Below are 20,366 nucleotides of genomic sequence, written 5' to 3'. Positions count from 1 at the left end.
GTGTGCTCCGGTACTCATCTTGAACCCATGAACCACCGAGACCCAGCCATGAAATCATGATTCGCACTTCATGATTTTCATGAATAGCGGCAACAGGGCCACCGCGTACCATGGCCCTCGTGCTTCCCACCGGCCTGTACCCCGAACCTCCTCCCTGGCGCACCCACGCATTGGAGGTGCCGCATGGCCATGTGCTGCATGTAGAAGAAGGTGGCAATCCGGAAGGCATCTGCGCCGTGGTCCTGCACGGCGGGCCCGGCTCGGGCAGTTCGCCGCTGCTGCGGCGCTTCTTCGATCCGGCGCGATACCGTGTGATCGGCATCGACCAGCGCGGCTCCGGCCGAAGCCGCCCGCGCGGCGCGACGGCGCACAACCGCACGGCCGACCTGCTCGAAGACCTGCAGCGCGTGCGCGAACAACTCGGGGTGCCGCGCTGGCTGGTGGTCGGCGGCTCTTGGGGCGCCACGCTGGCGCTGGCCCATGCGGTCTTCGAGCCGCAAGCGGTGGCGGCGCTGCTGCTGCGCGCGGTGTTCCTGCCAACTGCCGAAGAGATCGGCGCCTTCTTCCAGGACAGCGCCGGCCGCGCACCCGCCGCGTGGGCGCGCTTCGCGTCCGTGGCGCCGGCCGGCGAGCGCGGCGACATGCTGGGCTTCCTGGCCCGTGGCCTGCAGCAGGCATCGGCCGATAGCGATGCCGCACTGCCCCGTCAGCTCGCGCTCGCCTGGTGGCGCTGGGAGCAGACGCTGGCGCGCGGCGCGGGCGCGGCAACCCGCGAGCCGCCGACCGACGAACCCGACCGCGAAAAGCTCGATGCATTGGTCGACCGCTACCGCGTGCAAAGCCACTACCTGCAGCACCGCTGCTGGCTCGATTCACCCCCGCTGCTGGATCGACTGGCGGCACTGCCCCGCGTGCCTACCCTGCTGCTGCATTCCCGCGACGACCGCATCTGCCCGCCGCACGGCGCACAGGCCGTGCACGATCACATTGCGCACAGCCAGTTGCAATGGGTCGACGGCGCGGGCCACGATCCGGCGCACCCGGCCATGGCCTCTGCCATGGTCGCCGCGCTCGACGGCTACGCGCGGCACGACCATTTCGGCCACGCGCCCGCGCCATGACGCTGCGCCTGAAGATCAACCTGATCGTCAGCCTGCTGACGCTGCTGTTCGTCGCGGCCATGCTCGCGCTGCAGATGCGCGCCATGCGCGAATCGGTGCACGAGGAAGTCGTGGCGGCCAATCGCGTGGCCGCGCAACTGCTGAACCGCACCGCCTGGCTCTATGCGGCCCAGGGCACGCCGGCCATGCTGTCTTTCCTGCAGGGCGTCGGGCGCGTGCGCTCCAACGACATCACGCTGCTCGACAGCGAGGATCGCGTGCTGTACAGCTCGCCGACCTCGGTCTACAAGGCCGGCCGCGACGCGCCGGACTGGTTCGCCGGCCTTGTCTCGCCGCCGCCGTCGCAGCTGTCCATCGCCTTCCCGGGCGGCCGGCTGATGGTGAATTCCAACGCGTCGCGCGCCGTGCTCGACGCATGGGACGACTTCGTTCTGCTGATGCTCAGCGCGCTGGGCCTGTTGGCGGTCGTCAATGCGGGCGTGTTCTGGCTCGTGGGCCGCGCGACGCGCCCGTTCGCGGACATCGTGCATGCGCTGAACCAGCTCGAGAGCGGGCGCTTCGATGTTTCTCTGCGCGCCCTGCCCGGCACCGAGGCGGCGGCCATCGGCGCTGCCTTCAACCGCATGGTCGGCATGCTGCAGCAGCACATCGAGACCGAACGGCGCGCGGTCCGCGCCGAGAGCCGCCTGTCCGAAAGCCGCGAGCTCGGCCGCTGGGTCGACCAGAAGATCGAGCAAGAGCGCCGCCTGATCGCGCGCGAGCTGCACGACGAACTGGGCCAGTCGGTCACCGCAATGCGCAGCATGGCCCTGTCGATCGCGCAGCGCGTGCAGGCACTCGATCCGCAGTCCGAGCAGGCGGCGCGGCTGATCGCCGAGGAGTCGGGGCGGCTCTACACGGCCATGCACGGCATGATCCCGCGCCTGACGCCGCTGGTGCTCGACAAGTTCGGGCTGGTGGCCGCGCTCGAGGACCTGGTCGAGCGAACCCGCAACAGCCATGGCGGCGTGCAGGTCGAATGGCATCTGGAGATCGAGCTCGACCGCCTGCGGCTCGACACCGACACCGCGCTGGTGCTGTACCGTGCCGCGCAGGAAGGCATCACCAACGCGCTGCGGCATGGCGAGGCTCGCCATATCGTGCTGGCCCTGCAGGGCGGCGAACAGACGGTGAAGCTCACGCTGACGGACGACGGACGCGGCCTGCCCGGCCCTGACGCCGCCAGGGAAACCAGCACAGGGCACTATGGCCTGCGCTGGCTGGCCGAGCGCATCGACAGCCTGGGCGGCGACCTGCGCCTTGAACCCGCCGCGCCCAGCGGTGCCCAATTGACGGTGCGCCTGCCCTTGCCGGCGGCCGCCGCGGAGAACACATGACCCAGGCGATTCAGCCGATTCGAGTGATGCTGGTGGACGACCATGCGCTGGTGCGCATGGGCTTTCGCATGCTGCTGGCCGACGCGCAGATCGAAGTGGCGGCCGAGGCCGACACCGGCGAGCAGGCCTGCCAGGACTATCCGCAGGTGCGGCCCGACGTGGTGGTGATGGACCTGTCGATGCCCGGCATGGGCGGCCTGGAGGCGCTGCGCCGCCTGCTGGCCCACGACCCCAAGGCGCGCGTGCTGGCGCTGTCGGCGCACGAGGACACGATCCATCCGCGCCGCGTGCTGCGCGCCGGCGCGCTCGGCTACCTGGCCAAGCGCAGTGCGCCCGATGCGCTGATTGCCGCGGTGAAGGCCGTGGCGCGCGGCGACCGCTACATCGATGCCAACACCGCGCAGGCGCTGGCGACGGCGCAGATCGAGGGCGAGGCCAACCCGGCCGACTTGCTCAGCGAGCGCGAGTTCTCGGTCTTCATCCAGCTCGCGCGCGGCATGACGGTGGCGCAGATTGCCGGCACGCTGAACCTTTCGCTCAGCACGGTGGGCTCGCACCTGTACCGCGTCAAGCAGAAGCTGGGCGCCACCAACCAGGCGGAGCTCACGTGGGTGGCGCTGCGCTGGGGGCTGATCCAGGTCTAGCCGCTCCGCTGCGTTCGTTCGATGATCGGCCAGCCGGCCTCGACGGCCCGGGCGCGCAAGCGATCGTCGGGCGCCACCGCCACCGGATCGGACACGGCGCACAGGAGCGGCAGGTCGCTGGCCGAATCGGAATAGAACCACGACTGCTCGAGTGCTTCGAGCCGCGTGCCGTGCGTGGCGAGCCACTGGTTCACGTGCATCAGCTTGTGGACGCCGAAGCACGGGTCGCCGTCGATGGCGCCATCGAGCGTGTCGTCGATCACCAGGGAGCGCGTCGCCAGCACGTCGGCCACGCCGAACACGCGGCCGAAGGGCTCGGCGATGAAGCGGGTGGTGGCAGTCACGATGGCGCAGACATGGCCCGCATCCTGGTGGCACCGCACCAGCGCGCGCATCGGCTCGGGCACCCGCGGCGCGATCTCGACCTCGAACTCCGCCGCCCATTGGCGCAGCGCAGCCATGCCGAAGCTCGCGAGCGGCGCGACGCTGACCCGGTGCAGCTCGCGGATGTCCAGCGTGCCGTCCACGTACTGCTGGCAGTAGCCCAGATAGACCGTCTCCGCATCGGCCGGCAGCACGCCGCGCGCCACCAGGAAGCGCGTCCAGGCCATGCCGCTGTCGAACGGAATCAGCGTGTGGTCCAGGTCGAACAGCGCCAGCTTCATCGGCAAGCCCGGTCGAGCGAGGCGCGGGCCCTGCTTCTCAAGCGGCGGCCGCCTCGTGCGGCTGCGCTTGCCGAACCAGCTGCGCCGGCAGCACGCCGCGCAGCGCATTGCACACCACCAGCTTCTGTGCGGCCTCCAGGTCTTGCCGGTACAGGCTGCCTTCGGTGGCCTCCCAGATCGAGTCTTCGATCAGCACGCCGCGCATCACGCCCGGCAGCGCGCCGTCGGCAACCGGCGGCGTCCACCAGCGTCCGTCGATGCGCGCGAACACCGTGCTGCGCCCGCCTTCGACGAGCCGGCCGTCCTCAGTGAAGAACAGGCTGTCGAAGGCGCCGGCGCGTTCGGCCGCGCGCACGCCGGCATCGTAGTGCTGGCGCACGGTGGTCTTGTAGGCGGCCAGCGGGTTCGCATTGGGCAACCGCTGGTCGGCAATCAGCAGCTTCACTGCGCCCGGGGGCAAGGGCGGCAGCGGCGAATGCGTCACGCCGATGCGCCCGCCGTGCGCCAGCGCGAGCCGCAGGCGCGAGGGCTGGCCCGGCGCGAGCGCGGGCAAGGCCTCCCGCAGCGCCTGCATCGCGACATCGCGATCGAGCCGGAAGCCCAGCGCGCGCGCGCTGCGCGCCAGCCGCGCGAGGTGGCGGTCCAGGTAGCGGATGCCTTCGCCGGGCGTGGCCAGCATGGTCTCGAAGAGCTCGAAGCCGGGATCGAGCGCGGTGAGAAAACGCGCCTTGAGCAGGCATTCCTCGAATTCGTCGGCCGCAATGCTGTCCTGCACGATGCCGGCGCCAATGCCCAGACGCAGTGGCCGCAGGCCCTTCTGCTGCGCGCCCAGCGTGAGGGTGCGGATCGCCACCGACAGGCAGAAGTCGCCGATGGTCGTGCCTTCAGCCGGCGCATCGATCCAGCCGATCGCGCCGCAGTAGAGGCCGCGCGGCGTGCTTTCGAGTTCGCCGATCCATTCCATGGTGCGGTGCTTGGGCGCGCCCGTGATGGAGCCGCAGGGGAACACCGCGCGCAACAGCTCGGGCATGCCGACGCCTGTGCGCAGCCGTGCCTGTATGGTCGAGGTCATCTGGAACACCGTGGCGTAGGGCTCGATGGCAAACAGCGTCGGCACCTTGACGGAACCGATGCACGCCACGCGGCCGATGTCGTTGCGCAGCAGGTCGACGATCATCACGTTCTCGGCACGGTTCTTGGTGTCGACCGAGAGCCGGCGCGCCATCTCGCTGTCGCCCTCGGGCGCATCGGCGCGGGCCGCGGTGCCTTTCATGGGGCGCGCGGTGAGCACGCCCGCGTCGTGGCGCAGGAAGAGTTCGGGCGAGCACGAGAGCACGTGGGTGACGTCGCCCTCCCCCGTCTTTGAATTGGCTTCGGGCAAGGCGATCAGCGCGCCATAGGCCACGGGCTGCCGCTCGCGCAGGCGCCGGTACAGCGCCACGGGCGAGCCATAGCCCTGGCCCTGCAGCCGGTAGGTGAAGTTGACCTGGTAGGTTTCACCCGCGGCGATGGCGTCGTGGATGCGCGCGATGGCTTCGGTGAAGGCCGGCTCGTCGATGCTGGGCTGCAGGTCCATCACGCCGACGGGCTGCGGCGGATCGGCCTCGCCCGCCTCGAGCTGCTCCAGCCAGCTGGCAACCTCGTCCGCCGAAAGCTTGGCGCAGTCGCGGAACATCAGCACGCGCAGCGCCGAGGCATCGTCAGCCGCAAGCCGTGCATGCCCTGCATGCTGCAGCCTGGCGCCCCATTCGTAGTCGGCCAGCAGCACCGCGTGCAGGCCCTGCCGCAGGTCGGCATCGACCCGCGCCCAGGCCGCATCGAGATCGGCCGGGTCGGCACAGCGGTGCTCGCGCACGAACCCGGTGTGCAGCCGGCTGGTGGGCCGCGCGGGCGTCGAGCCGCAGTCGTCTAGGAGCGCGAACGAAGGCAAGGTCAGCTCCAGTCGTCCATGTCGTGCTTGATGCGGTGGCGGTTGGCGATCAGCTCGTCCACCGACGGCTCGTTGTTCAGCGCGCGCCGGATCGCGAGCCTGGTGGCTTCGTAGTTGGTGCGGTACATGTCTTTCTTGTCGAGGTTCTGGTCCTTGGCGCAGCGCGGATCGATCCACACCAGGCTGATGATGCACAGCGTGTTGGCATGTTCCCGGGGAATGATGCCATCGATCAGGCAGTCGACCACCGCATCGGCGGTTGCGCTCTGCACCACGCCGCCGAACAGGTCGATGTTGGCCACGTCCTTCAGCGTGACCTTGGGCACCATGATGGTCGCGGGCCGCACGAGCTGGTTGCAGGCGCGGATGGCGAACATCGCGGTGTGGCCCTTGCTCTGCGCCATCATGTTGGCGAAGGCCTGGCCCACGGGGCCATCGGTCGCGCCGATCAGGATCTCGGGCATGGCGTCGGTGAACTGGCCTTCCTTGGCAAGGACGGTGGCTTCGCCGGCGTGGAAAAGATGGGGATGCGTCATGGAAAGGAATTCAGGAGTGGTTTGAAGAAAGAAAGAAAGGCCGTGACGAATCACAGGCACATGACGAGTTCGCCTTTGCCGTCGGCCGAAAGATCGCCCAGGTGGCGTTCGATGCGGCGCGCGGGCAAGTCGCTGAACGGTCCGCCGTGCCGTGCCAGATCACGCGACAGCAGGGCCCAGAAGACCGGTGTTGCAGTCCGGTTCGGCACGAAGGTCAGCGCCGCCTCGATGCCTTGCGGCAAGGCGGCATCGGGTCCGGCAAAGACGATGCTGCCGCGGCGCATGCCGTAGCCCGCATGCGCGCCGGCTTTGCCGCCGACCGCAATCGTGCCCGCCACCATGCGCGAGCCCAGGAACGCGCCCGCATCGCCATGGACCAGCGCGGACCCGCGGCGCATGCGGTCGCCGAAGCGCTCGCCCGCATGGCCATGGACCACGAGGGTGCCGCCGCGCATGCCGTCCATGCTGCCGGGCAAGGTGCTGGCCGCGAAGTCGCCGACATCGCCTCTCACCTCGATGCTGCCGCCGGCCATTTCGCAGGCGGCCAGCAGGCCGGCGCTGCCATCGATCTGCAGCGCGCCGCCGCGCATGCAGCCGCCCGCATAGTGGCCCGCGTCGCCTTCGACGCGGATGCGCCCGCTGTCCATCTGCCAGCCGATTCGGTCGAAGCGCCCGAGATCGCCTTCGAAGCGAAGCGCGCCCTCTTCCGTGCCCGGCGCGACATCGAACAGCTCGGCCAGCGCCAGCAGCGCGTTGCCATGGCCCACGCGCAGCTGCCCGACCTGCGCAAGCGAAAGCTCCGCGAGTGCCGCCGGCGTGATGCCGCGCAGATCGACACGCAGCGCCGGCGCCCGCCGCAGCCTGAAGTGCCATCCGCTCATAAGGCAACCTCCGCGCTACGCGCTGCGGTATTCGCCTTGGGAGCGGCCCGGCGGCTCATGGCGCATCTCCCGCCGCGCCCAGCAGCTTGTGCAGATGGAAATGGAACGGCCCGAGCTTGCCGCCGTAGTTGCCGGCCGAAATGCGCAGCAGACCGCCCGCCGGGCCGATGGCAATGGCCGCTTCCATGCCCACGCGCATGGCGGCGCCCACGTCGGCCTCGGTCAGGCCGTCGATCACGATTTCCATCACGCAGCCGATCTCCTGTGGTGCGGACGCGCCGCCCGCCAGTTCGCTGTGCGCCACCAGCCCGACGAGGCTCGGGCAAAAGGCATCGTTGGTCGAGGCGTTGAGGTTCGCGTAGCGGCTGCCGACCTTCGAGCCCGAGCGCACCACGCCGCCCGGAAACGGCATCACCACGTTGGGCAGCCGCTTCATCGCCGCCACCGCGGCCTCGGCGGCGGCCAGTGCGGCATCGGTGTCGCGCGCCAGCAGCAGCAGGTTGCCGCCGCCCACGGCCTTCACCACGGGCGTGTCTTCCTGCGCGACGAATTCGCCGTCCATCACCGGCACGCGCCAGTAGCGCACGCCGTCGATCACCTTCGAGATCTGCCAGCCGTCGCCGAAGAAGCGCAGGTTCTTGCCGAGCGCGGCCACGTCGCTGCCGGGTGCGCCGCGCGGCAGGCCCGCGAACACCGCGGTGGTCGGACAGGTCAGCACGCACTGGCCGACGCGGCGCTCGAGCTGCTTGCCGAGCTCCTTGCCCGACATCGAGAAGATCAGCACGCTCACGCCGGGCCGGCCGTCGGGCGATTCGTCCGGCGCGATCTCGCGCTCGATGCCGGCCTCGCAGCCGCAGGCGATCACCGAAGTTGCAAAGCCGGTGGCCGACACCGCCGCATGGCGCGCCCAAGCCATGTTGTGCGCCGTGATGAGGATGCGCGTGGCCTTCATCGGAAAGGCCTCGGCAAAGGTTTCGTCGATGACGACGCCGTTGCGCTCCAGGGCTTTCACGACGACGACTCCTTGAAGCACTCGGCCGGCAGCAGGCGCCCGCCGTTGCAGCACTGGCACAGCTCGTCGTGCCCGATGGCGATGTGGTCGAAGTTGACCGAGCCCTGCGCCGCAAGATGCCGGCGCAGCCGCTTCTCGATGCCGCGGTCGTAGTCGGGTGCGACGAAGTGCGTGCCGCCCACCGGCGCCGCCGTGACGCGGCCCGCGCGCGAGACCAGCACGCCGTCCTTGAACACATATTCGGGTGTCGCGAACATGGCCTCGCGGTCGGCGTTCTCGCGGTACACCGCGATGTCGGCCGCGGCGCCCGCGCCCAGGTGGCCGCGGTCGCGTAGGCCCAGCAGCCGCGCAGGGCCGGCGCGGGTCATGATCGCGATCTCGTAGAGCGAGAGCTCGCGCGTGATCGAGCGCAGCGCGGCCTGCGCCGCCACTTCTGGATGCAGCTTGGCGAGCTGCTCCTCGCGGAAGCTCCGGTCCATCAAGAGGCGAATCAGGTGCGGGTAGCTCGTGAACGGACCGCCGTTGGGATGGTCGGTGGTCAGCACCACGCGCCATGGGTCGTCCACCAGCAGAAAGATCTCCAGCCCGATCACCCATTGCAGCGCATTCACGTAGCTCTGTTCGCGGTAGCGGAACGGCACCACGCCGCAGCCGGCCTCGCACTCGATGTCGACGCCGATCCACTTGCGCGGATCGGCCAGGCCCGACTGCGCATGCTGGCGCATGGTGTCGCCCGAGGCCGTGACCGTCTGGCCGAACATGATCTGGCCGACGTCGATGCTGACGTTCCTGTTCGCATTCACCACCTCGGCGAGCTGCAGCGCGGCCGAGGAGAATTTCTTCGGCCCCTCGGTGCCATAGGCGTGGAACTGGATGTGCGTCAGGTGCCCGGGCAATCCGTCGAGCGCCGCGATGGTGTCGAGCGTGGACTGGATGTTGCCGGCCACGCCCAGGTTGCTGCCGTGGATGTGCAGCGGATGCGGCACGCCGAGCTCGCGCAGCGCACGCGCCAGCGTGTGCACCACCTGCCGCGGCGTGACCTGCCAGTGCACGTGGTTCTCGTCGACGTCGAGCCTGCGCTGGTTGAACTTGAAGGCCGAGATGCCGCCCGGGTTCACCACCTTCACGCCCATCGCCTTGCTGGCGTTGATGGTCCAGCCCGCATAGTCGCGGATGCGCTCGAAGTCCCAGCCCTCGGCCAGCATGCGCAAAAACAGCTCGTCGTTGCCGAGCATCACGTAGGCGCCGTGGTCGAGGATCGGCGTGTCGCCCATCTCCATGTGCGCGTGGCGCGCGTTGCAGGCCATCATGGCCGGCTCGAAGGCCGCCGTGTAGCCCATCTCGACATAGCGGTAGCCGGTGGCCAGGGTGCCGGGCGTGCAGGTGCCGCACGAGGCGAGCTCGAGCACGTTGTCGGGCAGCGCAATGGGGTTGGCGTTGGCGCGATGGTCTTCGGGCAGCAGCATGCGCGCGAGGTTGACCTTGCCACCGCCGATGTGGGTGTGCATGTCGATGCCGCCGGCCATCACGATGCAGCCGCCAATGTCGATCTCTTCGGTGGCGGCTTCGTTCGGCGCGAGCTCGACCATGCGGCCATCGCGCACGTACAGGTCGCGCACCTCGTCGCGGCCGTTCACGGGATCGATGACACGGCCGCCGCGCAAGCGCAGTGTCGTCGTCATTGCACGCGCCCTTTTTTCAATGCCTGCACCGCCTGCGTCAGTCGCCGGACCACCTCGCCCACGCTCGGCAGCTTGTCTTCGTACACGGGCCACAGCGGCAGCAGCACAGAGCCGTCGGTGCGGAACAGATGGCCTGCGGAGCCGATGCCGGGTGTGGACACGGGAATGAATACCAGCCCGTGCGCATCCCGCGGCAGGGGCATGCCGGGATGGCCGAGCACAATGCGCGGCATGCCTGCGGCTGGCGGCGCCGGCTCGGGGCCGTAGCTCGACACCCACAGCAGCGTGTCGGCCGCGCGATCGGCCAGCAGGCGCTCGGCATCGAAGCACAGCGGCTCATGCTCCAGGCCCATCGGCCCGGCGCGCGAACGCAGCGGCAGGCCCGAGAGCCAGGCGAACACCTGGTTCACGGTGGAGGCACCGTCGCCACCGCCCAGCGGCAGCGAGGCCGCGCGCGTGCTTCGGTTGAGCGTGGCAACGATGCGCTGGATCGCCTCGACGATCAGCGCGCCCTGCGCCGGCAGCCGGCCCGATTCATACACCAGCACCGCATAGCGCGCCGCCTGCAGCCGCGCCGAAAGCGCCGCCAGGTCGGGCGGCACGCGGGCATCGTCCTTGGAAACACGGCCCGCGACGAGCGCCGCGAGCAGCGCCACGGTGTCGAACAGGTCGCCGTGCAGCGGCAGCGTTTCCACGGCCACGCCCTCCCGCTCCGCCACGCCGATGCGGCGGAAGAACTCCGGGTAGTGCGCCGCCGGTTCCTCGGTCATGCAGACGACCAGGTCGGCGCGCGTCTTCGCTTCCGCCAGCGTGGTGCTGAAGCCGCCGCGGTCCTGCAGCGCGCGCAGGCCATGCATCAGCGCCTGCCCCTGGGCGGGGTCGCAGATGGCGCCGGTTTCGCAGGCCAGCGCATAGAGCGCCCGGGCGCCCGCGACATCGGTGCCGAGGCCGCCGAACAGGGGCTGGCGGCTGGCCGCGAGCAGCGAGGCGGCCTTGCCGAGCGCCGTGTCCAGGTCGCACTCTTGGCCGTCGACCCGGGGCTGCGCCGCGCCGGCTGCGGCATCGAAGTTGGCGAGCGCCTTGCGCGCGCGCGGGCAGTCGCTGCCCACGAGCTTGAGCGGCGTGCCTACCTCCACGCCGAAGGTATCGCACAGCAGGGGGCAAAAGGGGCAGGTCCAGGGGGCATTGCCGACTGGTGCGGCAGTGTCGGGTTGATTCATGGGCAGGCCACCACGCAAGCCATGTGCCATTCACCCGCAGGGCCGCCGCGCCTTGGGACCGGGCCCTGTTGACACACACGAAGTGAGACAGAGTGTTGCGCTTTTGGCGGTCAATGCGTGCCGGCAACGGCCGGCAACAGTGCAAGCGAGCCCGCCGGTGGATGGCACGGTTCGTGTGTACAGCGGGCGGATGGCACGCCTCACCCACCCTCGTCGCACCGGCTTCGGCAGATCAGCGGCGTACGCGTGGCAATTGCAGGTCGTGCAGCGCGCTGGCCACCAGCCAGGCATCGGCGCCGGCGGCGCTCGCGCGCGCCAGGTCGTCCTCGCTGCGGATTCCGCCAGCACCGATCACCATGGCGCCCGGCGCCAGGCGCCTCACTTCCTGCAGCGTTTCCAGGTCGGGGCCGGCGCCGGAGCCGACGCGCTCCAGCGTCATCACGATCAGCCGCTTCGGCCACAGTTCCACCGCGTCCCAGCAGCCGGCGGCATCGAGCCGCTGGCCATCGCGCCGGTCCAGCGACAGCGCCGCCCCGGGGTCACCGGCCGTAGCCTCGAAACAGCGCTCCAGCGCCTCGCGCGAACGCAGCGATTCGCTGCCGAACACCAGCACGATGCGCGAGGCGTAGGGCGCCAGCTGTTCGCGCAGCGCCTGGCCGGCCGGTGCATCCGCAAGGCCGGCATCCAGCCAGAGCTCGATGCCCGGCAGTGCCCGCAGCAGATCGGCCAACACGGCGATCTGCACCGCCCCGCCCTGCAAAGCGTCGAGGTCGGCCACATACAGCTGCCGGGCCGCGCAGTGCTCGCACAGGATGCGCGCCACCGTCACCGGATCGCTGCTGGCGCACAGCGCCGAAACGATCGGCCGGTAGGCCTTGCGGTCGCCGCGCACGGCCCGCACCACCTGGCCCTTCAGCAGGTCGACGACAGGGATCAGGTTCAGTTCGGAAGTCATGGGGAAGATGGGGAAGAGCCCGGAAAGTGGATGATGAAATGACGAAACGCGTTTTTGTTTACGAGTATCTCAGCGGCGGCGGCTGGAGCGACTACGGCGACGACGCCGCAGCCGACGAGCTGCTGCCGCTGGGCCTGTCGATGCGCGATGCCATGGTGGCGGACCTGGTGCGCGCCGCCGATTGTTCGGTCTCCGCGGCGGTCTGCGAACCGGGGAACACCCTGCCTGCAGGCGCCGTGCCACTGCGGGCCCGCGCCAACGAATCGGCCTTCGACTTCGTCGCGCGGCAGAGCGCTCTGCATGACCTCGTGTGGCTGGTGGCGCCCGAGACGGACGGCCTGCTCGCGCGTTTCCAGCGCACGGTGGGCCATGCGCGCTGGCTCGGCTGCAGTGCCGAGGCCATCGAACTCACGGCCGGCAAGAACGCCACGCTCGCGCATCTGGCCGCCCACGGCGTGCAGACGCCGCTGGCCTTTGCCGATGCGCCCGATATCACGCGCTGGGTAGTGAAGCCCGACGATGGCGCCGGCGGCGTGGCCACCCACGTGCACACCCGCCACGCCGATGCGCTCGAAGACCAGGCCCTGCGCGCGCAGGCTGGCGCCACCTTGACGCTCGAGCCGTGGATCGAGGGCGAAGCCCTGAGCCTCTCGCTGCTGTGCACGGAGCAGAATGCCGAAATGCTGAGCATCAACCGCCAATGCATTTCGATCGATGCGCACGGCAGGCTGTCCTTCGACGGCGTGAACGTCGACGCGGTGGGCCGCGGCGATCCGCGCCGGCATGACCTGGCTGCGCTGGCCATGCAGGTGGCGCGCGCCATCCCCGGGCTGCGCGGCTTCGCGGGTATCGACCTGGTCTGGCATCCGCAGCACGGGCCGGTGATGATCGAGATCAATCCGCGTGTGACCTGTGCCTATGTCGGGCTCTCGGCGGCGCTCGGCCGCAACCTCGCAGCGGAGCTGCTGGCGGACCGCCTGCACGGCAGCGGCACCCAGGAACGGGAACTTGCGCGTGCCGTCGCCTGAACGCACCACCATCGGCTGGGACATCGGCGGCGCCCATGTCAAGGCCTGCCTGCTGCAAGGCGGCGACGTGGTCGACGTGGCGCAGTGGGGCTGTCCGCTCTGGCAGGGCCTCGACCATCTGGCGCGTGCGCTGCAGGCCGCGGGCACGCGCTGGCCCATGCTTGCGTCCGCACGGCATGCCGTCACGATGACGGGCGAGATGGTCGACCTTTTTCCGGACCGCGAAGCCGGCGTGCGCGGCATTGCCGCGGCACTGGCGGCCGCGCTGCCCACGCGGCCGGGCGCGCTGCATTTCTTTGCCGGCGATGCGGGCTGGTGCACCGCGGCGGATGTCGCGCGGCACTGGGAGCACATCGCCTCGGCCAACTGGCTCGCGACCGCTCGGCATGCCGCGCTCGTTTTCACCGAGGGCGTGCTGGTCGACATCGGCAGCACCACCACCGACCTGATCGCCTTCGGCAACCAGCGCGTGCTGACCACCAGCCGCACCGACGCCGAGCGCCTGGTGAGCGGCGAGCTCGCCTACCACGGCGTGGTGCGCACGCCGGTGTGCGCATTGACGCAGCGCATCGAATGGCGCGGCCAGGCAAGGCACGTGATGAACGAGTTCTTCGCCACCACGGCCGACGTCTATCGCCTGTGCGGCGAACTCGATCCAGCGCACGACCTGCACCCCAGCGCCGACAACGCAGCCAAGAGCCTGCCGGCCACGCGCCAGCGCCTTGCGCGCATGGTGGGACTGGACGAACGCGACGCATCCGCTGAAGAATGGCTGGACCTCGCACACGCCTGGCGCTCGGCGCAGGTCGAAGCCATCGGTGCGCAGCTGCGCCGTGTGCTGGCGGCGCATGCGCTCTCGCGCGATGCCGTGGTGGTGAGCGCGGGCTGCGGCGCCTTCCTGGTGCCCGGCCTGGCCGCCGCCGCGGAGGGCGAAGGCGCGGGCGCCGTGCCGCGCCGCTTTGCCGCCTATGGCGCCGACGTGGCGAACGTGGCCCGCCATGCGCCCGCGGGCACCGCCGGCTGGACGCAGGTGTGCGCACCGAGCGTGGCAGTGGCCGCGCTGTTCGAAAGGGAGCACGACTGATGTGGGTGGTCAAGATTGGCGGCAGCCTCTGTGCCGACCCGGTGCTGCCGCAGTGGCTCGATCTGCTGACGCAGATTGGCGGTGGCCGCGTCACGGTGGTCTGCGGCGGCGGCACCTTTGCAGACGAAGTGCGGCGCGTGCAGGCGCACTGGCAGTTCAACGACCTGGCCGCCCACAACATGGCGGTGCTGGCCATGGCGCAGACGGCCTACCAGCTGCATGCGCTGAACCCGGCGCTGCAGCTTGCCACGCGCAAGACCGAAATCCCCGACCTTCTGCGGCGCGGAAAAACCGCGCTGTGGCTGCCGCTCGAACTGCGGCGCGACAAGCCGGACGGCCGCACCAGCTGGGACGCCACGTCCGACACCATCGCGCTCGACCTCGCCAAGCATCTCAATGCCGAGCAGCTGGTCCTGGTCAAGTCATGCACCATCGATCCACAGATGACGCTCAACGAGCTTGGCGATGCCGGCGTGGTCGACCAGCAGTTTGCCGAACGCTCCGGCGATGCGGCGTTTCCGATCACCCTGCTTCACAAGAACCAGCTGGCGACCATGCGTGCGCTGTTGCTGGGCGAGGCCACCTTCGCCCCGCGCTGAAGTTCAGGCCGGCACAGGCTCCACGGCCTCGCCGTGCAGCAGCGCGGCCAGTGCCGCCAGCCGCTCCGGGCAAAGGGCCGCCTTGCGGTCGCCCACGCAAACGGCGCTGCGAAACCCCGCAAAGTCCGGCGCCAGCGATTGCAGCAGCGGAACATGCGCCGTGCGCAGCGCGCCCGCCACACCGGCCATTTGCCCCGCGGCGCGCACCTGGGCCAGGAAGGCGCGCAGGTCGGCCATCGGCACGGCATCGAACAGGCTGCCGGCCTGCTTGTCGGCGGTGTCGACCATGAGCCCGGGAAAGCCGAGCGTGCAGCCATGCGCGGTCAGTGCGGCATCGAGCCCGTGGTCGCCGATGAAGACCGGTACCACCGGCCAGCCGCAGGCCGCGAGCGCATCGAGCACCGCGAAGGCTTCAGGCCCACGCTCGATGCCGACCTTCACGTAGTCCACGCCGCAGGCACCGACCGCGTCCACCCGCGCCAGGATGGCATCCGGCGCATGCATGGGCAGGTCGCCGATCGTCGCGCTCACGGGCAGGCCGATGCCGTGCCCGCGCAGCGCACTCACGATGGCGACTATGGCTGCCACCGGCAGGCCGCCCAGTGCGCCTTCGTTGGGTTCCTTCAGATCGATGAAGTCGGCGCCGCCGCGGGCCGCGAGCAGGGCTTCGTCCACGCTGCGCACGCTCACCAGCATGCGCGTCGTCATGATGTGCGCTCCCGGGCAGCGGCGCGGTGCTGCGCGACCGCGGCGCGCAGCCACTCCCAGGCCTCGCGTTCCTCGGGGCCGGCTGTCTTGTCGATCGCGATCTGCAGGTAGGTCATTTCGGTTTCCACTTTCTCGGGAGGGAGCATGTGCAGCCGGCTCACCAGCACTGCCCCTTCGACCACCGCGGCCTGCGCGCGGTTGAAGCCGGCAAACGGCGCATGCGTGGCCTCGTGCACGGCCACCATGCGCAGCACCGGCCGCTGCACGTCGTCGCGCTGCTCGGCCAGTTCGAGTTCGACGTGGCGCAGCGCAGCGGCGAGCCGCACGCCTTCGATGCGCTCGGCCGGCAGCGTGGGCCACACCTTGCGGCCCGTGACACAGCCCGCGAACACACGCGTGTCGCAGACGATGTTGAGCACCGCATGGCCGGTGGCCACGATGTTGTCGTGCGTGGTCGAGGGCTTGAACGGCATCAGCAGGATGCCGCCTTCCTGGTAGCGGATTCCCATCGGCGCCACGTGCGGCTTGCCGCCGGGCGCCACGGTGGTCACCACGGCTTCGAAGATCTGGTCGTTCATGTGGGTGATGGCGCGGTGGTGATGGTGGTGCTCGTGGCGTCGCTCTCTGCCGCGCTGTTCTTCTTCGATGTCTTCATGGTGGTTCCCGGCGCGCACCAGCGCGCGAGGTCTTCGGTGACCCGCGGCGTGGCGCAGCCCCAGTCGAGCGGCTGGTCCTGCACGTAGCGCTTGCCGAGCTGCCAGGCGATCTCGGCCCGCGCCAGTTCCACGCCCATGTAGAACGCATGGTCGGCGTCGTCCTGCAATTGGAGCTGCGGCCAGAGTTCGAAGGCGCCCTGCGCGAGCCGCATGCCGTCGCGGTTGTAGACGTGCAGGCCGAGCGGCGAAATCTGCACGCGGAAGTTGGGGTCGCGCACCTGCGAGGCGATCTCGCCGATTTCTTCGGGCGTGTCGGGGAACGGATGCTTGGCGTGCACCGTCATCAGCGCATCGCTCATGCCCTTGGGCAGCGTGGCGTTGCGCGCCGCGGCGTGCATGATGCGGCGCGCCCAGTCGGCCTCGCTCACCGCGCGGCGCGCATGCTGGCTCACCTGCGTGGTCAGCACCGCCGCCACGTTCAGCTCGGCGGCAATGCCGAACAGCACCGCGTTGATGCCGCTGGTGTCGGCCTCGGTGAGCTCGGTGAGGTTGCCCACGCCCAGCATGATCGGCGCGTCGGGAAAGCGCTCGCGCAGCCGGTGGTAGCGCACGATCGAGGCGGTCAGGCCGAAGGGTATCGGGTCGAGGATCGAATCGGCCAGGAAGGCGCGGCCGCGGCGCTGCATCTGCTCGACGGCTGCATACAGCGACGCTTCGTCGGCCGGAACGCGCGGTATCAGCACGGGCGTGGCCGCGACCTCGTCGGCGATCCACAGGGTGTCGAGCGTGAGGCTCAGCAGGTAGTCGGCGCCGGCCTTGCCGCCGAGCAGCAGTTCCTGCGTATCGCTCGAATCGACGCTGACCTGGAAGCCCGCGGCCCTCAGCGCCTGCACGCTTTCGGCCAGGTGGTCGAAGCGCGTCTCGGGCAGGCAGCCCAGATCGATCACGTTGGCGCCGTCGGCCGCGAGCTGCTGCGCGCGCTCGATGATCTGCGCCACCGAGAGCCGCGGCGCGTCGACGATCTCGGCAAAGATCGCGACCTCGTACTCGTCCAGGTCGACCGCGCGCGCGCTGCGGTTGAAGTGGCGCGGCAGGTCTTTCAGCTCTTGCGGGCCGCGTTCCACCGGAACGCCGAAGTGAAGGCTCAGGGCCTCGACGTCGCCGCGGCAGCGGCCCGGCACCATGATGCGGTCGGCGCGGCGAGGCGCGGCGCCCTCGCCTTCGCCCTCGGTGAACACGGGGGCCGCAACGCGGCGGCGGATCATGTCGGCCGTCATCAGCGCCGCCACCTGCAGACCGATCTCGCGCACTTCCCATGTGAACGGTGCCGCCTCGATCCCGGCCAGCACCCGCGTGAGGCTGGCTTGGGCGAGGCGCCCGGTCAGGAAGACGATGTGTTCCATGCGAGAGAAAGTTCCTTCAGGCGCGTGTCGAGCGCGGTCTCCAGTTCGGCCGGTGAACAGACCACCTGGCAAAAATCGATGCCGCGCAGCCGCTCCACGTTGTCCAGTTCGATGCGCCGCGGGCGCAGCGTGACCCAGTCATGCGGCGACTTGGTCACCACCACCGGTTCCGTATCGCATGCAAACACGATGCCAGGAATGCCGAGCTTGCCGGCCTGCGCAAACATGTTGGTCGGCAGCGAGTCGCTGATGCCGAATGCGCACTTGGCCACCGTGTTGCTGGTGGCCGGCGCCACCACCACCGTGTGATAGACGTCGTCGTAGAGCATGCCCACCGGCACGCCGCTGGCGGTCTTGTCGCGGAAGACGCGGAAGCGCGGCTTCAGCGCCTCGATCTGCAGCTTGTAGATCGGCAGCACCTCCTCGGCAGCGGCCGAGAGGAACAGGTCGACCGAGGGCAGCCGCGCCGCAATGGCAAGCGATTCCTCGAGGAAATGGCCCGAGCCCGTGACACACCAGGCCAGCCGCGAGCGCGGCGGCGACGCGGGCAGCGGCGCTTCCCCGTCTTCGGCGGCCAGCGCGGCGCCGCGTGGGTCGATCTTGCCCGTGCCCGTCGGCTCCCCGTTCGTCATGTCTGCGAGCCTTCAGGCTCAATCGGGTGGAGAGATCTCGATGTGAAGCTTGTGGAGTTTTCGGTACAGGGTGTTGCGGCTGACATCGAGCGCCTTGGCGACGTTGCTCACGTTCCAGCGATGCTGCTCGAGCATCTGCAGCAGCACCTGCCGCTCGTTGGCCTGGATCGGGTTGAGTTGCTTGATGGCCGGTGCCGGATCGGACGGCGCTGCATCGGCGGCGGCATCGACCGGTTCGGACGCTGCAGCAGCATGGGCCAGCGCGGGCAATGGCGACGGCGCCGTGCGCACCGCCAGCGAAGGCAGGTGCTCCCGCGTGATGGTCTTGCCGTCGGCCAGCGCAGCGGCGCTGCGCAGTACATGGCGCAATTGCCGCAGGTTGCCGGGCCATGAATAGGCCATGAGCAGGCGCTCGGCCTCTTCGCCGAGCCGGCTGTCGCTGCCGCCTTCGTCCTTGAGCACGTCGTGGATCAGGTCGCGCTTGTCGCTGCGGTCGCGCAGCGCGGGCAGGTCGAGTTCGATGCCGGCCAGGCGGTAGTAGAGGTCTTCGCGGAAGCGGCCTTCGCGCACCAGGCTCGGCAGGTGCTGGTGGCTCGCGCTCACAAGCTGGAAGTCCACCGGATGGGTGTCCTCGGTGCCCAGCGGCGTGACCTGGCGCTCGTCGAGCACGCGCAGCAGGCGGGCCTGCAGCTCCAGCGGCATGTCGGCGATCTCGTCGAGGAACAGCGTGCCGCCATCGGCCTGCAGGATCTTGCCGCGCCGCCCGCTGCGCTGCGCGCCGGTGAAGGCGCCGGCCTTGTAGCCGAAGAGTTCGGATTCGATCAGCGTCTCGGGCAGGCTCGCGCAATTGACCGCGACGAAGGCGCCCTCGGCATGCGGGCTGCTCTCGTGGATGGCGCGCGCGAACACCTCCTTGCCCGAACCCGTTTCGCCGCACAGCAGCACGGGGGTTCGGCGCGCGACCACGCGCCGCGCGGTGTCCAGGTGCGCGACGAGCCGCGCGTCCTTGAAGGTGCGAACGCTCGGCGCACGCGCGGCCGTCGGCCGCAGCGGCGCACGGAAGGCTTCGGCACCCGTCTCCGCCACCATCGAAGCCGTGCCAGCCGCGCCGGCCGCACGCGCACGCGCCGGCGTCGCGGCATCGGAGGCCGGTCGCCGCGCCACAGCGAAGAAGCGCAGCGCCGCATTGGCCCGGTAGGCCACCACCGGATGGAATGAAGAAGAAAGGCTGCGCTGGACGATGTCTTCGAGCGAGGTCTGGAACAGATCGTCGATGCGCTGCGTGCGGATCTCGTCCATCGACTGCAGGCCGAGCTGGAACAAGGCGCTGCGATTGGCCGCAAGAATGCGCCCATCGTCGCCGACCGCAAGCTTGCCCTCGTGCAGCGTGTAGACGAATTCGGGCCGGCTGTGGAAGTGCAGCGGATGCGCATTCGAGAAGCGCTTGTCGATGAGCCGGTTCTCGATCATGCGCGCCGTCATGCCCAGGAGCACCAGCACGTGCTGCTGCATGAGGCTGGAGCGGCTGGTCACGTCGAGCACCGCGATGATCTCGCCGGACGGATCGAACACCGGCACCGCCGAACACGTGAGCTGCGTGAAGTGGCTGAAGAAATGTTCTTCGCGCCGCACGGAGATCGGATGCGCCGCCGCCAGGCAGGTACCCATGCCGTTGGTGCCGGCTTCGGCCTCGCCCCACATGCCACCGGCGCGCAGGCCCATGGGCTCCGCTTCGGCGGCGAACTCGGGCGAGGACACCATGTGCACGATCACGCCGTCGGTATCGGTGAGCACCACGGCGGACTCGGCGTCCGCGAGCTGTTGGTAGAGCGTGGTCATCTCGTAGCGTGCGCACTCGATGACGTCGGCATGCTGGTTACGCCGACTCTGCAGCGCCGACGATGCAATGACCACCGGTTCGCGCGGGCGGCCCGGATCGAGCTGGTACTGGTTCAGGCAGCGGCTCCACGACCGCGTGACCAGATCGTTGCCCTCTTCGTGAAAGCCCCGCCTCACCACGTCGAGCACACGGTCAGCGTGTCGATCGCCCTGCCTCAGCGTCAATGTCATTGGAGTTCTCCGGCGCGTTCCATCGTGTCTCCTTGGTCGGCCCATTGTTGTGCCTGCCGGCTTGCCGCGCACCCGGTGAAACACCAAGCATTGGCAATGCCGGAGCGGGTCCGGTCTCTGGCCTGCATTTTGCGTTGACGAATCTCGCCGGGGTGGGCTTGCAT

Annotated in this window: 19 protein-coding genes; 6 read left to right on the top strand and 13 right to left on the bottom strand. The window is 69.7% G+C overall.

Annotated features, from left to right (window positions below):
- Positions 1-110 precede the first annotated feature (110 nt).
- The 3 genes from L1081_RS05690 to L1081_RS05680 are packed head-to-tail and all read left to right on the top strand — an operon-like array spanning position 111 to position 3,141.
- Entirely contained in the window at positions 111-1,121 is a 1,011-nt protein-coding gene (locus L1081_RS05690; protein ID WP_489415582.1) for an alpha/beta fold hydrolase, read from the top strand.
- Positions 1,118-2,497 (top strand): histidine kinase, encoded by a 1,380-nt coding sequence (locus tag L1081_RS05685; protein WP_489415581.1) that lies wholly within the window; start codon positions 1,118-1,120, stop codon positions 2,495-2,497. The genes L1081_RS05690 and L1081_RS05685 overlap by 4 nt, the downstream gene beginning before the upstream one ends.
- Positions 2,494-3,141 carry a response regulator gene (locus L1081_RS05680; RefSeq protein WP_489415580.1) on the top strand — a complete coding sequence of 216 codons (648 nt, stop codon included), beginning with the start codon at positions 2,494-2,496 and terminating at the stop codon, positions 3,139-3,141. The genes L1081_RS05685 and L1081_RS05680 overlap by 4 nt, the downstream gene beginning before the upstream one ends.
- Here the strand turns inward: L1081_RS05680 and L1081_RS05675 are convergent.
- The 8 genes from L1081_RS05675 to L1081_RS05640 all read right to left on the bottom strand — a co-directional run bounded on the left by L1081_RS05675 (position 3,138) and on the right by L1081_RS05640 (position 12,022).
- The gene (locus L1081_RS05675) at positions 3,138-3,806 is read right to left on the bottom strand and encodes an HAD-IB family hydrolase (protein ID WP_489416740.1); all 669 of its coding nucleotides are present in this window, start codon (positions 3,804-3,806) and stop codon (positions 3,138-3,140) included. The two genes, L1081_RS05680 and L1081_RS05675, sit on opposite strands and share 4 nt — an antisense overlap.
- Before the next feature lie 37 nt (positions 3,807-3,843).
- A complete protein-coding gene (gene pabB / locus L1081_RS05670) occupies positions 3,844-5,736 on the bottom strand; it encodes an aminodeoxychorismate synthase component I (RefSeq protein WP_489415579.1) in 1,893 nt (630 codons plus the stop codon).
- A 2-nt stretch (positions 5,737-5,738) separates the two neighbouring features.
- A complete protein-coding gene (gene fae, locus L1081_RS05665; protein ID WP_489415578.1) occupies positions 5,739-6,272 on the bottom strand; it encodes a formaldehyde-activating enzyme in 534 nt (177 codons plus the stop codon).
- A gap of 50 nt (positions 6,273-6,322) precedes the next feature.
- Positions 6,323-7,153, bottom strand: coding sequence for a formylmethanofuran dehydrogenase subunit C (locus tag L1081_RS05660; protein WP_489415577.1), 831 nt, complete (start codon positions 7,151-7,153; stop codon positions 6,323-6,325).
- A gap of 55 nt (positions 7,154-7,208) precedes the next feature.
- Positions 7,209-8,165, bottom strand: coding sequence for a formylmethanofuran--tetrahydromethanopterin N-formyltransferase (gene fhcD / locus L1081_RS05655; RefSeq protein WP_489415576.1), 957 nt, complete (start codon positions 8,163-8,165; stop codon positions 7,209-7,211).
- A complete protein-coding gene (locus tag L1081_RS05650; RefSeq protein WP_489415575.1) occupies positions 8,162-9,847 on the bottom strand; it encodes a formylmethanofuran dehydrogenase subunit A in 1,686 nt (561 codons plus the stop codon). The genes fhcD and L1081_RS05650 overlap by 4 nt, the downstream gene beginning before the upstream one ends.
- Positions 9,844-11,067, bottom strand: coding sequence for a molybdopterin-binding domain-containing protein (locus tag L1081_RS05645; protein WP_489415574.1), 1,224 nt, complete (start codon positions 11,065-11,067; stop codon positions 9,844-9,846). Before L1081_RS05645 ends, L1081_RS05650 begins: the two co-directional genes overlap by 4 nt.
- Before the next feature lie 232 nt (positions 11,068-11,299).
- Complete coding sequence (locus L1081_RS05640) at positions 11,300-12,022, bottom strand: HisA/HisF-related TIM barrel protein (protein ID WP_489415573.1); 723 nt, start codon at positions 12,020-12,022, stop codon at positions 11,300-11,302.
- 38 nt (positions 12,023-12,060) lie between these two features.
- Here L1081_RS05640 and L1081_RS05635 point away from each other — a divergent pair, with 38 nt between their 5' ends.
- The 3 genes from L1081_RS05635 to L1081_RS05625 are packed head-to-tail and all read left to right on the top strand — an operon-like array spanning position 12,061 to position 14,733.
- Complete coding sequence (locus L1081_RS05635; protein WP_489415572.1) at positions 12,061-13,050, top strand: ATP-grasp domain-containing protein; 990 nt, start codon at positions 12,061-12,063, stop codon at positions 13,048-13,050.
- Positions 13,037-14,134: a hydantoinase/oxoprolinase family protein gene (locus L1081_RS05630; protein WP_489415571.1), complete on the top strand. Its 1,098-nt coding sequence runs from the start codon at positions 13,037-13,039 to the stop codon at positions 14,132-14,134. Before L1081_RS05635 ends, L1081_RS05630 begins: the two co-directional genes overlap by 14 nt.
- Positions 14,134-14,733, top strand: a complete 600-nt coding sequence (locus tag L1081_RS05625; RefSeq protein ID WP_489415570.1) for an amino acid kinase family protein — start codon at positions 14,134-14,136, stop codon at positions 14,731-14,733. The genes L1081_RS05630 and L1081_RS05625 overlap by 1 nt, the downstream gene beginning before the upstream one ends.
- A 3-nt stretch (positions 14,734-14,736) precedes the next feature.
- Here L1081_RS05625 and L1081_RS05620 read toward each other — a convergent pair whose 3' ends face one another.
- Genes L1081_RS05620 through L1081_RS05600 form a run of 5 tightly spaced genes read right to left on the bottom strand, consistent with a single transcriptional unit; the run spans position 14,737 to position 20,202 of the window.
- A complete protein-coding gene (locus L1081_RS05620) occupies positions 14,737-15,441 on the bottom strand; it encodes a (5-formylfuran-3-yl)methyl phosphate synthase (RefSeq protein WP_489415569.1) in 705 nt (234 codons plus the stop codon).
- Positions 15,438-16,019 (bottom strand): DUF447 domain-containing protein, encoded by a 582-nt coding sequence (locus tag L1081_RS05615; RefSeq protein ID WP_489415568.1) that lies wholly within the window; start codon positions 16,017-16,019, stop codon positions 15,438-15,440. Before L1081_RS05615 ends, L1081_RS05620 begins: the two co-directional genes overlap by 4 nt.
- Positions 16,016-17,500, bottom strand: coding sequence for a DUF6513 domain-containing protein (locus tag L1081_RS05610; protein WP_489415567.1), 1,485 nt, complete (start codon positions 17,498-17,500; stop codon positions 16,016-16,018). Before L1081_RS05610 ends, L1081_RS05615 begins: the two co-directional genes overlap by 4 nt.
- Positions 17,479-18,132: a flavoprotein gene (locus L1081_RS05605; protein WP_489415566.1), complete on the bottom strand. Its 654-nt coding sequence runs from the start codon at positions 18,130-18,132 to the stop codon at positions 17,479-17,481. The genes L1081_RS05610 and L1081_RS05605 overlap by 22 nt, the downstream gene beginning before the upstream one ends.
- An 18-nt stretch (positions 18,133-18,150) precedes the next feature.
- Positions 18,151-20,202: a sigma 54-interacting transcriptional regulator gene (locus L1081_RS05600; protein WP_489415565.1), complete on the bottom strand. Its 2,052-nt coding sequence runs from the start codon at positions 20,200-20,202 to the stop codon at positions 18,151-18,153.
- Positions 20,203-20,366 lie beyond the last annotated feature (164 nt).

It is taken from the genome of Variovorax sp. MSC1_012 (genome assembly GCF_023667525.1).
Taxonomy (GTDB): Bacteria; Pseudomonadota; Gammaproteobacteria; order Burkholderiales; family Burkholderiaceae_C; genus Variovorax; species Variovorax beijingensis_B.
This window is presented reverse-complemented; position numbering and strand designations above follow the sequence as displayed.